Origin of the sequence: Veillonella intestinalis (assembly GCF_943192895.1) — a bacterium.
Lineage (GTDB): Bacteria > Bacillota > Negativicutes > Veillonellales > Veillonellaceae > Veillonella_A > Veillonella_A intestinalis.
The window spans coordinates 114,756-130,030 of the sequence record NZ_CALPCB010000008.1 but is presented as its reverse complement, the minus strand read 5'-3'; the positions used below and the strand labels follow the sequence as shown (position 1 = coordinate 130,030).

Sequence of the window (15,275 nt, the reverse complement as noted above, 5' to 3'; positions counted from 1 at the left end):
AAGTCCCATTGTATCGAGTAAACTTACAACTCCTTATTATATTTAGACAAGTTTCTATTCCTAGAAAGCTCACAAATAACTAGAACTATTCAGCCGGAATAATTGTACCTTTAAATTTCTCATCAATAAATTGCTTAACAGCTGGGGAATGATAAATTTCAGCAATTTTCTTATACGTTGCATTATCTTTATCCGCTTCACGCGCCGCTAAATTCATAACCGCCAAAGGCTCATCTTTTGGTTCTAAGAATACACCTTGTTTAGCCACATCAATACCAGCACTCATAACATAGTTCATAGGAATGGCTGCCAATGTTACATCATCTAAACTACGTGGCAACTGAGCGGCTTCCAATTCTTTAATAACTAAATTCTTAGGATTAGAAGTAACATCTGCTAACGTCGCTTTAAAGCCTACGCCTTCCTTCAACGTAATAAGCCCTGCCTTAGCTAATAGGGCCAAGCCACGCCCCCCGTTAGTAGGATCATTAGGAATTGCTACTACTGCGCCATTTGGTACATCATTAGCATCTTTAATCGTATTACTATATAAACCCATCCGCATCAAAATTGTTTTGCCAATGGATACTAAATGCGTGTTATTCTGCTTATTGAAGTTTTCCATAAAAGGTACATGCTGATAACTATTCAGCTCTAAATCGCCATCAGCTAAAGCTTTGTTCGGTGTTACATAATCAGAAAATTCAACTAATTTAATATTAATGCCTTCTTTAGCTGCTTCCTTAGCCACCGCTTCTACGACTTCTGCATGTGGCCCCGCCGTCGCACCAATACGAATTTCTTTTGACCCACTATCACTACCACAACCAGCAATGCCTAAGGCCAATACGCCCACTAATACAGGGGCTAACAGTTTTTTTAATTTCATGTGTAATACCTCTCTCTCCTTATGACTACACAATACAAATACGGATTAGACACCTACCATAAGCTAAGTGACTAAGCCTTAAAATTTCGCTGATTCTAAAAATCCCCAAATGAAATCAACTTATGTATTATCCTACCATATAAAGAGGACATAAAACAACCTCATGAGCAAAAATTTATAGACTTCTGTCTCATGAGGTTACTATACTTATTTTCTATCCGCCAAAGCCCCTTCAGACCCTAAGCCATCTTCGTGAATAAATTCTTCGTGAACAACCGGCCGTTTATTCATCCCTAAACCATAATAAAATACAGTAATAATCGCAATAAATAGCCAACCTACTAACAACGATATCCGTGTATCTTCATTCCAAACCATCCCAATTGTTACTAATACTAAAAAGGCTAAGCAAAAATAATTGGAATATGGATATAACGGTGATTTAAAAGGATGTTGGGCTATAATTTCAGCCCCCCAACGCTGTCTAAATTTACGCTGTGCCCCCGCCAATACAAACCAAGACACCATAGCAGGAAATACACTCGCACTGTAAATATATAAGAATAATTTGGAGTCAGGAATTAAATAATTTAACACGACACCAAATAATAAAGATATCATAGATAAATAAATCCCATTACGAGGTACACCTGTATCCGATAATTTAGCAAAAATTTTAGGGGCTTGGCCATTTTTAGCCAATGTATATAACATACGACCGCAGCTATAAATGCCACTATTACAGCCAGACAACGCTGCTGTTAACACCACAAAATTGATAATACCAGCGGCACTAGCAATGCCTACCCGTTGAAAGGTCTGCACAAATGGACTTCCCACAAAACCTAATTCATTCCAAGGATAAATACAAAGAATAACGAAAATAGCGCCTACATAAAAAATTAGAATACGCCATACGATACTCTTTACAGCTTTTACTAGTGTATGTCTTGGATTTTGTGCCTCTCCAGCGGTAATACCAACTAATTCAACACCTTGAAAAGCTGCTGCCACTACACACATAGCCGCTAACATACCACCCCAACCATTAGGCATAAAGCCTCCATGCGCCCATAAATTGGAAAAACCAAGGGCCACACCATCATTACCAAAGCCAAATAAAATCATCATCATACCCACTACAAGCATGAAAACGATGGTGGCTACTTTAATCAGCGCGAACCAAAATTCAAACTCACCATAATACTTAACGGAGGCTATATTAGCAGCTACAATAATAGCCATGCCTACAAAGGCAGAAATCCAATGTGGCAGCTCAGGGAACCAATAACTCATATAAATCCCCACAGCAGTCACTTCAGCTAACCCTACAGAAATCCACATAAACCAATAACACCAAGCAGTAATAAATCCAACATAAGGTGAAATATAGCGATATCCATACGCCGCAAAGGATCCTGGCACCGGCTCCAAATATAGCATTTCCCCCATAATCCGCATGATTAAAAACATAACCACACCACTTAGGGCATAACATAATAAAACCGAAGGACCCGCTGTTTGAATCGTACTAGCCGATCCCATAAATAAACCAACCCCTATAGTACCTCCAAGGGCTATCATCTCAACATGACGGGGCTTCAAATTACGCTCTAAACTTTTTCCCGATTCCATAATTTACTCCTACTCTATTCAGTTAATACTCCTCAATATGTCATCTCCCTGTACACTATCCACTACTATGACTCATAATACACAGCCTAAGCCATTCTTACACTCATATTATAAATAGCTTCCACCTTAAACAAGCATTACCACTTACCGCAATACAGCCGGGAAGCCATGTTCTGCTAAGGTCGCTAACAAGTCATGTACATGTTTTTCATTCATAGTTTCAATCTCTAAGGCCACATGTACATAGCCCACCTCTATATCACGTTGACTACGGTCATGATAAATACTCAAAATATTGGCATTACTATCCGATACTAAGCCAGTAATAGTAGATAACACATGCGGTTTATCCTGTACTACAATATCAAAATACGCTCGGCGCCAAGATTTAACTAAGCCATTGTTAATAATGCGATCTATCATGTTTACGTCAATATTACCACCACTAACTAAAGCTACAACTTTTTTGCCTTCTAAATGACTAATTTTATTATTCACTAACGCCGCCACAGGACAAGCGCCAGCCCCTTCAACGGCTGTTTTAACACGTTCTAATAAAAATAAAATTGATTCTGCAATTTCCGCTTCACTAACAGTCACTACTTCATCTACATATTTTGAAACGATGTCAAAGGTTACTGTCCCTGGTGTACCTACAGCAATACCATCAGCTAAACTTTTTAAAGCCGGTACAGTCGTCACTTTTCCCTCAGCCACGGACTGTTTCATGGATGGCATATTTTGTGTCTGTACACCAACAATCCGAATATCTGGTTTAATCGCTTTAGCCGCCACGGCAATACCTGAAATCAAACCGCCGCCACCAATAGGTACTACAATAACATCCGTATCTGGTAATTCATCTAAAATTTCAAGACCAATTGTTCCTTGTCCAGCAATTACAACGGGGTCATCAAAAGGATGACAAAAAGTAAATCCTTTTTCTTTTTCTAAAGAGCATGCTTTTTCATATGCATCGGCATAAAAATCACCAGCTAATACAATATCAGCGCCATAACTATGAGTCGCTTCAATTTTCGCAATTGGTGCATTAGAAGGCATACAAATCGTTGCTCTGCAACCATATTCTTTAGCCGCCAAGGCCACGCCTTGAGCATGATTCCCTGCAGACGAAGCCACTATGCCCCGCGCCCGTTCAGCCTCTGTCAAAGAAGCCACTTTATTATAGGCCCCACGCAATTTAAAAGAACCAGTTCGCTGAAAATTCTCCATTTTCAAATGAACTTCACAACCACAACGCTCACTCAATGATGTCGACTGCATGATAGCCGTTCGTTGTGCCACTCCCCGTAAGCGCTGCTGCGCTTCTTTAACCATGTCCAGAGTAACTAATGGTGTTGACATGTTAATCCTCCTCATCAAAATAAACCGTCAATGGAGCTCTCTCTGGCATATAGCGATATTTATATTTAGAATACCCAACCATAATCGCCCCTGCTACCCTATACCCTTCAGGTAATCCTAATAATTCTAATAATGGTTCATATCCCGTTTGTGCACAAAATTCTACAAAACCAGACCAGCAACTTCCTAAACCCAATGAAGGTGCCATTAATTCTGCATAAGTAAGAGCAAAATGACCATTATCACGGCCCCGTTCTACTAATTCGTCCTTAGCTATGGCTAATACTAAAGCGGGTGCTTTATGTAAGATAAAGTCACGCCCTGTACGATTATAGCGTTTTGCATTATATGCATAAATTCGCATACGACTATTTTCTTTTCCCAGCTCGCTCATCCAGTTCATTACAGCCTCGCTAATCGCTTGCAAAGTAGCTTTATTTTGAATTACTCGATACGAAATTCCCTGACTATTAGAGCCTGTTGGTGCCATACGGGCTACATCAAGCAACTTCGTAAGTAATTCCTTAGGAACTGGTTTATCACTAAATGTACGAATGGAACGACGATACCGCAAAAAATGCGCAGCTTCCTCTGCACTAGGCACGGTATACGCACCCACTGATAACTGCTCCGAGCGAGGTGTAATTGAATAATCAATCGCCTCTGTAGGACAAACGGCTACACAATGGCCACAAGAAATACAACTACCACGACCTGCTGCAGGTCCTTCTTCCTTCATTACTAACAATCCAGTTGGACACTCGGTCACACACATATTACACTGTATACAGACATCTGTACGTACAGAAAAACTCATTATACCTGCCTCCATTCGTATTACTACGCCTAAATTATACTCCTAAAATACAATTTTGTATACCCTATACGAACACTCTTCTCGTCTTATAGAATATATAATCTATAAGCATTTCATACATTACTTTATAAAATACACTGTATAAATTTTCTCAAATCAATTACAATAAAGATAATGATATTATACCGTAAAGGAGCTTATGCATGGATATCCTAACTACTAAGCAATTAGCTTTTCAAAATACTATTTTCTATCCTGATTTGACCATCCCTCAAGGGAAAATGACCTTTTTGCAAGGTCCTAGTGGCTGCGGTAAAAGTACATTATTTCATTTATTTAATAGTACTGTCAACCCGTCCCAAGGTTCTATTTACTTCAAAGGCGACAATATCGATACTTTACATCCGTTGACACTGCGTCAACATATAGTATTAGTAAATCAAGAGGTGTTCTTATTCGACGGTACCATACAAGATAATTTTGAAACCTTTCATACCTACCGTAAGTCAACTTGTCCAACCAAGGCTGTTATGGATGAATATTTGCATATTGCAGTCGCCCCTTTTACTATTGAACAAAATGTAACTAATTTATCTGGTGGCGAACGCCAGCGTGTATTTAATGCAATTATGCTCTCCTTAGATGCGGAAATTTATATGTGGGACGAGCCTAGTTCTGCTCTAGATTCAGCGACAGCGGTAACCTTCTTTGAACGGCTTAAAGAACACATGATTACTCATACGAAAACCTGTTTAGTAATCTCCCACGATGATGGTTTATATCCCAAATTCAGTGATCATTTGATCGTTTTAAAAGATAAAGAAACGGCTAAAGAACTCGCCATAAAGAATCATACCCATCAAATACAATAGAAAGAGGTATATTATGTCAGAAGCAATTACTATGCAATTAAGTGGTTTTCTATCCATTTATTTACTCCTACTCATAGTTGTTGGCGTCTTCAAATACTGCCATATAGATCAAACTAAATTTCTCCTCTTAGGGACTATTCAAATGACAGTACAGCTGATTATTGCCGGCTATGTACTCTTATATATTTTTCAAAATCCATCGCCCCTATACATTCTTGCTTACTTATCTTTAATGATTGGTTTTGCTGTCTTTAGGACATTACGCAAAAATCCTTGGCTCAATCGGCGCTTCCAATATATAACAGCCGCCTCGATTATCATCACATGTCTAACAATTGTACTATTTATGTTAGTCGTAGTTATTCAAAAAAATATTCTCATTCCTCAATATATCATTCCTATTAGCGGTATGCTTGTGAGCGCCACTATGAATGGTGCTACTTTAGCCCTAAAAGCCTTTAAAGAAGCCTTAGATAGCAATAGACATCAAATTGAAGTGCTCCTCAACATAGGTGCTCACCCTGCTAAAATCTTACGTCCCTTTATTAATCAAGCCCTTGAAACTGCCTTTCTGCCAACAATTAACTCCATGGTCGGCATGGGAATTATCGCCTTGCCGGGTATGATGACAGGGCAAATTCTAGCTGGTGCTATGCCAAATGAAGCGGTACTATACCAAATTACTATTATGGTGGCTAATTGCACTACCGTTTGTTTATCTGCCTTCTTATTGCTCTACTTTGGAGCGCGTACTTTGTGGAATAAAAAATATCAGCTTTAAGTTAAGAGGTCTCACATACTTCATACATGGAAAAAGGATAGTGTGCCAGATACACCTGCGTTCTTACGAACAAGGGCGCTTACTGACACACTATCCTTTTATTTTATTACTACATTTATGCTGTATTTACTATACTGAAAAACGAATTGAGAAAAAAGAAAATTTATATTGCTTATTTACTATCATCTCTATCTGTAAAGATAATATTAGGAATCTCACGTTTCTTAGTATCTACATAGGCTTTTTGATAATAATCTTTAATATGTTGTTGTACTTCTTCTTTTAACGTAGAAATATCGCCATCTTTAATTCGATGTAACACAGTTTTCCCGCTTACTAAGGTATCATTATCTTTATTATAATTATACTCTAATCCATTTTCATCAACATATAACACTCCATCACGTTCTGTAAAAGTAGTATCTCTCATATCATGGGCTACATGTCTAAACTCATATGATGGCTCAACTTTAGGCAATAAACCTTGTCTATTCGGCCCATCAGGCGTGAAAAAAGTTATCCACCGATCACCGCGTTCATACTCATCTCTATTTAAGAACTTACTCCCTTTATAGTCATATTTATATTCTCTAAAATTAGATGTATACGTATGATCACTAGTCTTTTCAAACGTCACTACATAAATTCTATCCTGATTGTACTCATAATTAATCCCATCATTATTTGTTGTAACTGGGGTCTGAATATATCCCCATGAACCAGAAAAGTCTTGTGAGCTTCCTAAATTTCCACCACAGCCACTAAGAAGGAACATAATTACCAATCCTATAGCCATCATCATATAGGTAATATATCGTTTCATCTTAAATCCCCCCTTACGCTGCTTGTCGACGACGGAAAATAACATAACCAACACCAGCTAGTATAGCAATCACTACAATACCGCCAATAATTCCACCAAAACTACTTTCCTTTTTAAATTGGAATTTGATAGTATCACCAGCTGCATAGATTACCGTGTCATCATCTTTCAAAAGCCCCTTGCCAACACTTTCCTTGATGATAGTGCCTTCGACTTCAATAGTAGTTGCTCCAGACGCTTTACCCAAATTGAACGTATATACATCGGGATCATCACCATACGGATAAATAACATTAATCTTCGAATCCGAATCTCTACCAAACACTGCAGCACTCATTTGTGCTAATTCATCTTTATTAGCAAATTTAGCTTCTAATTTCCAAGTCTGCGCTTGTACCCCTGGTTTATCAGCATCTAATTCTTTACCATCAGGGCCAATCGCTTCTAATTTAATTTTGTTTATATCAATTTGTGGTTTATTTTTTGAATTTTGAGTCACAGCACTTAACAAATCACCTTTGCTAATAGGCATTGGCGCTTGAATCGTAGCATCCCATTCACCACTAAAATCTGAATCCACCTTAATTTCAGATGTCACTTGCGCACACCCTGCTGCCACAAAGGCAAATAAGGCTAAACAAAGTAACAATAATCGTTTCATACATTTCACTCCTTACTTAAAATAACCCCATTAAAACGAACAGAAAAATTCATTCTTTCTTCATTTGACCCTATTGTATCATTAATAAGAATTAGAAATCAATACGTAAAACGAGTACTCCTATATATGCCCCTTCTTTCAAACAAAGGGCTAATTCATAGAAATACTCGTTTTGCTTATACAGCCTTACTGCAAAGATATCACGTTGTGTATCATCTGAAGCAGATTATGAACGAAGCTCAAACTAAAGCAAGTTACGACCAACAGCCTTCAAAAGATATTTATGGCAAAAACCTTCTTTTAAAACAACAGCAAGCTGCTGAAGCTATTTTACATATAAAACAGCCCAGCCGAATTATTACCTTAGGCGGCGACTGCTCTATTTCACAAGTCCCTTTTGATTATCTACATGGGCAATATCCCCAAAACACGGCTATCTTATGGTTAGATGCACACCCAGATATTATGACCCCCAAAGAATTTGACCATGAACACGCCATGGTGCTTGGCAACTTATTGGGGCATGGTGCACCTGAATTCGCCCAAATGATACGGCATCCATTTACAGCCAATCAAATCCTCTATGTTGGCCTTGTTGAACACAGTTTATTAGACTTCGAAAAAGAGTTTTTACAACATCATCAATTATCCTATCTCACACCACAACAATTAACCTCTAGTGAACCCCTAGTCCACTGGCTCACCAAACATAATATAAAACAATTACTGGTTCATTTAGACTTAGATGTGTTAAGCCCAACAGATTTCCGTAGTCTCCTTTGCAATCAGCCCCATCAAGGCCCCGTCGATTATGCAGTCGGTGAAATGACCTTAGCACACATTGTGCACCTACTAATAAATGCTTCAAAAGTCGCCGACCTAGTAGGTCTCTCCATTGCAGAATATCTACCTTGGGACATAATTAACTTAAGAAACGAACTAAGTAAATTACCTATTTTTAAATAAAAATACTCCTCCACAAACAAAAAATACTCCATAACTCAAGCGACTTGTTCGTAAGAACTCGGAACTTGAGTATGGAGTATTTTTTAAACCTTATTTATTGGATACAGGGCGATCAACCGTACTTTCATCATTGAAAGCATCTTTATCAAAAGTCCCCATAAGTTTATCTACCACAATTGCATTTGTCATAGAACCACTTACATTAAGCATTGTACGGCCCATATCTACGATAGGGTCAATAGCTAATACTGGTGAAATCATGCCATAGAAAGCACCAAGACCAGTACCAGACAAGGATACCGATGCCGCCATAGTAGCCGTACCTGGAATCCCTGCAATACCTAAAGAACCAAGAGCAATAACAATTACGCTCATTACATACATAGTAATATCAGGCTGCACACCTGCTACATTAGCAATGTATACGATACAGAGTGCTGGGAAAATACCGGCACAGCCTTGCATACCAGCAGTAGTACCAAAGCTACCTACCGTATTAGCAGTAGTAGCATTAACACCTAAACGTTTAGTCAACGTATCAACCGTTAATGGTAATACGCCCATACTAGAACGAGATGTAAAGGCTAAGAACAATGGTGCTCTAGCTTTACGGAAATACATAATTGGGCTTACACCAAAGATTGTTAACAAAATAGCTTGTACAATCAACATGATGACAACGCCTACGTAAATTAAAACAATAAATAGGCCCATGTCAGCAATAGCTTGGAACCCTTTAGTTGCTAATGTGCTAGCTAATAAGGCCATCACACCGTAAGGCATTAAGCCGATAACAAAATCAGCGACCCAAGAGATAATCAAATGTAATTCATTAAAGAATTTAGTAAATAATTCTAAATCACTAGTACCAGTTTGTTTAATCAAGCGTGCAATACCACCGATGATAACGCCAAATACAACGACTGCAATTACACTTGTATTGGCCATAGCCGCCACTGGATTTTTAGGAATTAAAGCACGAATTGTATCTACTACAGGCTTAACTTCTTTCATCTTAGCAGGCCCATCATTAATAGCTGTCATACCTTCACCTAAGTGAGCTACAGAACCTAACACTAAGCCCACAATAGCAGCAATGGCAACCATAATAAGAGCAACACCGGCTGTGGAAGTAACTAATTTCTTTAAATCAGCACCTTGATTCATGTTTAAAATAATATGAATAATAGAAATAAATACCAATGGAACAACAAGCATTAAAATGAGATCAATGAAGCCCCCACCAATTAAGGAAAACCACTTTGTACTTTCCTTAATGTATACAACCTTCATAGGATCATCAGGGAACTGTGCAATAAACTGTACGGCAAAGCCCAATACAGCCCCTAATACAGTACCAATAATAACAAGCGTCCCAAAAGCAGTTTGACGACGTTGTAAGAAATAAATATAACCTAACAAAATCGCAAACAAGATGAGAATTCCCACGGTTACAGGGGAGCTAATCATCAAAAACTGTTGGAAAAATGGAATATCCACTTCATATCCTCCTATCTTATTCAATTGTGAATGTGACTTTGATATTATAGCATAAGTTATGCGAATTTCCTACTCGTTCAGTAGAAAATCTCAAAAAAATCCGACGACAAATACACTATTAGTGAGCTTGTCGCCGGATATAATTAACACTTAGACACTGCTATTAGTCAACCAAAATAAAGGTTACATTAATAGGTCCATGAACCCCTACAACACGAACTAATTCAATATCAGCTGTATTGGAAGGCCCTGAAATGTGCACGACATTAGAAGGGAATCCTTCAGGATTATCACGATATACTTTTGTTAATGCTGCCATAGATTGTGTCATACGAGGCACAATAGCGTCTGTGCGAATAACAGCAATATGACAAAGTGGTAATAAACCTACAGAACGACCACTTGTTTGATCGCTTGGTTGAATAACTGTTGCCGTTTCAGCAATACCAAGAATTGGGAAGGTAATACCAATTTCAGCTACTTTAGCTTCATCAATATTTGCTTCTCTACCTTTAGCACCATCCCATTCGAAGAAAGTCGCTTTACTGCTATCTACCTTAGCAAACGCTTCTTCTAATTGGTAATGTTTGGATTCTTCACAAGATGGGTAAATAACTTTACCGCCACCACGTTCTTCAATTTCTTTTAAAATTGTTTCCACCACATGTGCTTCATCAGTAGTTACATATTTAGTCCCTACTTTTTCACATTCGGCTTTGAACATATCTACCACTTGCTCATGGGAAAGGTCAGAATACATTGTTTCCTGAGGTCCTTTTTCATAAGGGTAAGGAGCTACAAATGTAGGAATCTCTTTACGACCCAACGCATGAGAAACACGGCTTAAAAATGTTTTACGATTTACATCATCCATTGTCCTATCTCCTTACTTACGTTTTTTGCTAGCTTCATATTCAGCATATACATCGCGGAACTTTTTGAGTTTCAATGTATTCATATCTTTCGCTTTTACCCAGCCACCAACAACTGGTAAGAGCTTAGTCCAATCTGCCATTTGACCATTTTTACTCATCAACTTCATGCCAATAGCACCAAGTTTTGTACCATAGTCAAATAAGAAGGAATTACTAAATACGGTTGCCACAGTTTTGAAAATCGCTTCTTCTGCTGCAGGACGAAGATGTGCCTTATCAGCAATATTCACACGATGTTTCAACAATAATTCATGGAGTGGAATTTTAACTGGACAATGTTCCCAACATTCACCACAAAGTGTAGATGCATATGGTAAATCGCCCGCTTTTTCATAGCCTACCAATAATGGAGTCAATACAGCCCCCATTGGACCTGGATAGATAGAGCCATAGGCATGACCTGTAATGTGACGATATACTGGGCAAATATTCATGCACGCACCACAACGGATACAACGAAGCATGGAGTTAAATTCGCCACCTAAAATATTGGAACGACCATTGTCAATAATTACAATATGTAATTCTTCAGGACCGTCTGCTTCACCGGCTTTAGCTGGGCCAGTAATCATGGAGAAATAGTTGGAAATTTTGGCCCCTACAGAGGAACGAATTAACAATTCCATCATAATATCTAAGCCAGCAAAGTCAGGCACGATACGTTCCATCCCCATAAGACAAATCATAGTCTTAGGCATAGAACTACTCATACGACCATTACCTTCGTTAGATACGATAGTAATTGAGCCTGTTTCAGCTACTGCAAAGTTACAGCCAGTAAAACCAATATCAGCTTTAAGGAAACGATCACGAATACGTTTACGTACGAAACGGGTCATTTCTTCTGGATCTTCTGTTCCTTCATAGCCTAATTTTTCGTGGAATGTTTCACGAATACGTTCACGAGCAAAGTGCAATGCTGGAACTACGATATGAGATGGTGGGTTCCAATCAGCTGTTTGTAAGATAAATTCAGCCAAGTCTGTTTCATTAACTTCTACACCAGCATTCATCAACGCTTCGTTTAAGCTAATTTCTTCAGACACCATGGTTTTACCTTTTACAACCATCTTAGCGTCTTTTTCACGAACCACTTGAAGCACATAATCATTAGCTTCTTTCGCATCGCGAGCAAAATGTACTTTTGCTCCTGCTTTTGTTGCATTTTCAGCAAATTGGTTCAAATAGTAATCTAAGTTGCTTAGCACATGGTCACGAAGTTCTGCCGCTTCATCACGGAATTCTTCCCATTCAGGCACTTGGTCAACCAAGGCTTTACGTTTCGCATAAAAAACATCCTGCGCTTTTTGGATGGCCTTTACCTTAAAGTCATTGGCAAGAACATCGGCAACGCGAGTTTTAAATGGACGTTGATCATATAAAATAGCCATTTTCAGTTCCTCCTAACGACTAGCGAGAATTCAATAATTCTGCAATGTGCATTACTTTAATACGGCGGTCAATTTCACCATCTTTGTAAAGGCGATCAAGCATACCTTCAATATTCATGAGGCAAGCTTGGTCACTACCAGCTACAACATTAGCACCAGAATTATAAATATTCATTGCTTTCTCGCGTGTCATAACAGCAGAAATTTCTGGCTGTTTTACTGTAAAGGTACCGCCGAAACCACAGCACCCTTCTGCACGATTCATTGGTAAGTATTCAAGCCCTTTGATATTTTCTAATAACTTCATAGGTTGCTCTTTAACACCCATCAAACGAGTTACGTGGCAGGATTTATGATACGTTACTTTATCATTAAAGGTAGCCCCTACATCAGTAACGCCTAATACACCTACAATAAATTCAGTGAACTCATAAATACGTTCACTTACTTTAGCCGCCCGTGCTAACCACTCTGGCTCATCAGCCAAAATGTGGCGATATTCATCACGAATCGCAAAGGCACAAGAACCGGACATGCTTACGATATACTCTGCATCTTCAAAGACTTCAATTGTATTCTTGATAGCCCCTTTCGCTGCATCATTATACCCAGAGTTAACAAACATTTGCCCGCAGCATACTTGCTTCTTAGGCACTGTTAAGTCACAGCCTAACCGTTCTAATACCTGTACGCCGGCCATCCCCACATGGGGATAAAACATGTCAATCAAACATTGTGAAAATAAATGAATTTTCATTTCCTCACATCCTCAACTTTCCTACGTACTTACACTTACTTTGATTACCCACACTTGCGCATACTTACTTTCAAAAATTCTTCATGCCAAAGAGATTTAAAACTGTATATTCGCACGGAAATCATCACTAATATTATATAGAATAAAAAAACTTATGTCCAAAGAATTGCGATATTAGCAACTACCTTAACCCATATGCACTACGCGCATACTTGACATATATATAAGTAAAATAAATTTATTACAACTTATTAAAAACAACAGTTTGATAAATACCCTTGAATATTAGGCTTATCTTTACCTTTAACGGCCTGCTACTTCGTGATATAATCAAAGTATTCAAACTGAATTTTTTCGATTACCTATGAAACAAAAAACAATCAAGAAGACTTAGAAAGGAGTTTCATAATGAAAACAAAATCTTTACGATTAGCGGTATTAGCTGCTACTTTATTAACAACTACTTCCTTCGTTAGTCTAGCCGCTGATGAAACAGCGACCGACAACACAACTACAACAGCAGTTACTACAACTACAACAAACACTACGGTAACAACTAAAGAACTCACTGAGGCGGATAAAGAAAAAGCCACCTTAGTTAACGAACTAAATAAAAAGGCAGCCGCTTATGAAGCCGAACAAGAAGCCAAAGGCTTTAAAGATGTAAAAAAACATTGGGCCGCTGTACAAATTAATACATTCTTAGAAGAAGGTATTCTTTCTGGGAATGGTGAAGGCTCCTTCCATCCTGATGAAGCCCTAAAAACTGCAGATGCAGCTTCCCTTTATAACAAATTAATTGCTACGCATCAAACAAAAGAAACGGCTACCACTAAAGAAGATTCCAAAAAATCTAAAAAAACGGAAACACCAGTAGTTAAAGAAATTACAGGAAACGAATTATTAGCACCATTTAGCAAAGCTGAAACGTTAACCCGTGAAGAATTTGCTCAAACAGCGGCTGAATACTTAGCCTACAAAGATGACTTGGCTAAAGCTGCTATCAAGAGCAAAACTAAGGCTAAAGAATATGCTCCTCATATCGTAGTAAAACCAGAAGATGTAACATTCCCAGACGAAAACAAAATCGATAGTGATTATAAGGATGCCGTTATTACCTTAGCTAGCCGTGGTATGATTGCTTCCGGCGGTGAAACAAATTACTTCCGCCCAACTGACGAAATCACACGTGCCGAAGCAGTTGCTATTTTATTCCGCATTGATAAGAATTTACCAATTACTGTAGCGCCAGCTAAAGCAAATACGGCTACAGAAGAAAAGAAAGCTGATAAACAAACCGTAAAGGAAACAAAAGGGGAATCAACCACTAAAAGTACAAGCCAAGCAAATCAATCAATTACGGCTAAACCAACTACGGAATTAGAAGATCAATCAGATCTAGAAAATAAAGTATTCAAAAAACTAAATTCCTTATATAAAACACCTGGTAATTTCCAGAACTTTGGCGTTATGTACTGGAAAAACAATGTTCTACATGTAGCATTCAAAAGTGATGAAGACCTTGCAAAATTTGAAGAAATACTCGCCAAAGATGAAAAAGATAACAGTGATGACAAGCTTGTATTAGCAAAACGCATTCATCTAGAGTCTACGGAATATAGCCAAGCAGAATACGATCGCATTGAAGCAAATTTCCGTACCTTCTATGCGAAAAAACAACCTGCTGGCACAATCCTAGCCGCTTATCCAAGTGTAGCTCACAATCAATTAGTTGTACGAATTGATAAAGGCTTTGATTACATGAATGACTCCATTCGCAATGCCTTTGGTAACAAAGTTCATGTTTTCTTAGTAACAACTGACACAACTAATACTACTAACGCAACAGCTGACTCAGCTACCCGTTAATATAAGGAGTTCTT

The 15,275-nt window shown here is 38.3% G+C and carries 14 protein-coding genes; 4 read left to right on the top strand and 10 right to left on the bottom strand.

The genetic code is table 11. The annotated features are described in order from the left end of the window. Positions 1–85 precede the first annotated feature (85 nt). The 4 genes from NFR27_RS07955 to NFR27_RS07940 all read right to left on the bottom strand — a co-directional run bounded on the left by NFR27_RS07955 (position 86) and on the right by NFR27_RS07940 (position 4,706). Positions 86–889, bottom strand: coding sequence for a MetQ/NlpA family ABC transporter substrate-binding protein (locus NFR27_RS07955; protein ID WP_251443142.1), 804 nt, complete (start codon positions 887–889; stop codon positions 86–88). Between the two features lie 207 nt (positions 890–1,096). Further along, complete coding sequence (locus tag NFR27_RS07950; RefSeq protein ID WP_251443159.1) at positions 1,097–2,524, bottom strand: amino acid permease; 1,428 nt, start codon at positions 2,522–2,524, stop codon at positions 1,097–1,099. A gap of 144 nt (positions 2,525–2,668) precedes the next feature. Continuing rightward, positions 2,669–3,889: a threonine ammonia-lyase gene (ilvA, locus tag NFR27_RS07945; protein WP_251443161.1), complete on the bottom strand. Its 1,221-nt coding sequence runs from the start codon at positions 3,887–3,889 to the stop codon at positions 2,669–2,671. Position 3,890: 1 nt separating this feature from the next. Beyond that, positions 3,891–4,706 carry a nitroreductase family protein gene (locus tag NFR27_RS07940; protein WP_251443163.1) on the bottom strand — a complete coding sequence of 272 codons (816 nt, stop codon included), beginning with the start codon at positions 4,704–4,706 and terminating at the stop codon, positions 3,891–3,893. A gap of 203 nt (positions 4,707–4,909) precedes the next feature. On the opposite strand from NFR27_RS07940, the gene NFR27_RS07935 reads away from it, so the two are divergent. Together NFR27_RS07935 and NFR27_RS07930 are read left to right on the top strand one after the other, a co-directional pair. After that, a complete protein-coding gene (locus NFR27_RS07935; RefSeq protein ID WP_251443166.1) occupies positions 4,910–5,578 on the top strand; it encodes an ABC transporter ATP-binding protein in 669 nt (222 codons plus the stop codon). A gap of 13 nt (positions 5,579–5,591) precedes the next feature. Then, positions 5,592–6,359, top strand: coding sequence for an ABC transporter permease (locus tag NFR27_RS07930; RefSeq protein WP_251443169.1), 768 nt, complete (start codon positions 5,592–5,594; stop codon positions 6,357–6,359). A 172-nt stretch (positions 6,360–6,531) separates the two neighbouring features. Here NFR27_RS07930 and NFR27_RS07925 read toward each other — a convergent pair whose 3' ends face one another. Next, positions 6,532–7,182 carry a hypothetical protein gene (locus NFR27_RS07925; RefSeq protein ID WP_251443173.1) on the bottom strand — a complete coding sequence of 217 codons (651 nt, stop codon included), beginning with the start codon at positions 7,180–7,182 and terminating at the stop codon, positions 6,532–6,534. 13 nt (positions 7,183–7,195) lie between these two features. Continuing rightward, entirely contained in the window at positions 7,196–7,843 is a 648-nt protein-coding gene (locus NFR27_RS07920; protein ID WP_251443175.1) for a hypothetical protein, read from the bottom strand. Positions 7,844–8,071: 228 nt separating this feature from the next. Between NFR27_RS07920 and NFR27_RS07915 the strand changes: the two genes are divergently transcribed. Next, positions 8,072–8,809 (top strand): arginase family protein, encoded by a 738-nt coding sequence (locus NFR27_RS07915; RefSeq protein WP_251443178.1) that lies wholly within the window; start codon positions 8,072–8,074, stop codon positions 8,807–8,809. Positions 8,810–8,899: 90 nt separating this feature from the next. Here the strand turns inward: NFR27_RS07915 and NFR27_RS07910 are convergent, their stop codons facing one another. From NFR27_RS07910 to NFR27_RS07895, 4 genes are all read right to left on the bottom strand, one after another. Next, complete coding sequence (locus NFR27_RS07910; RefSeq protein WP_251443181.1) at positions 8,900–10,309, bottom strand: cation:dicarboxylate symporter family transporter; 1,410 nt, start codon at positions 10,307–10,309, stop codon at positions 8,900–8,902. 163 nt (positions 10,310–10,472) lie between these two features. After that, a complete protein-coding gene (locus tag NFR27_RS07905) occupies positions 10,473–11,183 on the bottom strand; it encodes a LutC/YkgG family protein (RefSeq protein WP_251443186.1) in 711 nt (236 codons plus the stop codon). A gap of 12 nt (positions 11,184–11,195) precedes the next feature. After that, positions 11,196–12,635, bottom strand: coding sequence for a LutB/LldF family L-lactate oxidation iron-sulfur protein (locus NFR27_RS07900; protein WP_251443205.1), 1,440 nt, complete (start codon positions 12,633–12,635; stop codon positions 11,196–11,198). 19 nt (positions 12,636–12,654) lie between these two features. Next, positions 12,655–13,392, bottom strand: a complete 738-nt coding sequence (locus tag NFR27_RS07895; protein ID WP_251443209.1) for a (Fe-S)-binding protein — start codon at positions 13,390–13,392, stop codon at positions 12,655–12,657. A 408-nt stretch (positions 13,393–13,800) separates the two neighbouring features. Between NFR27_RS07895 and NFR27_RS07890 the strand changes: the two genes are divergently transcribed. Further along, a complete protein-coding gene (locus tag NFR27_RS07890; protein ID WP_251443212.1) occupies positions 13,801–15,261 on the top strand; it encodes an S-layer homology domain-containing protein in 1,461 nt (486 codons plus the stop codon). Positions 15,262–15,275 lie beyond the last annotated feature (14 nt).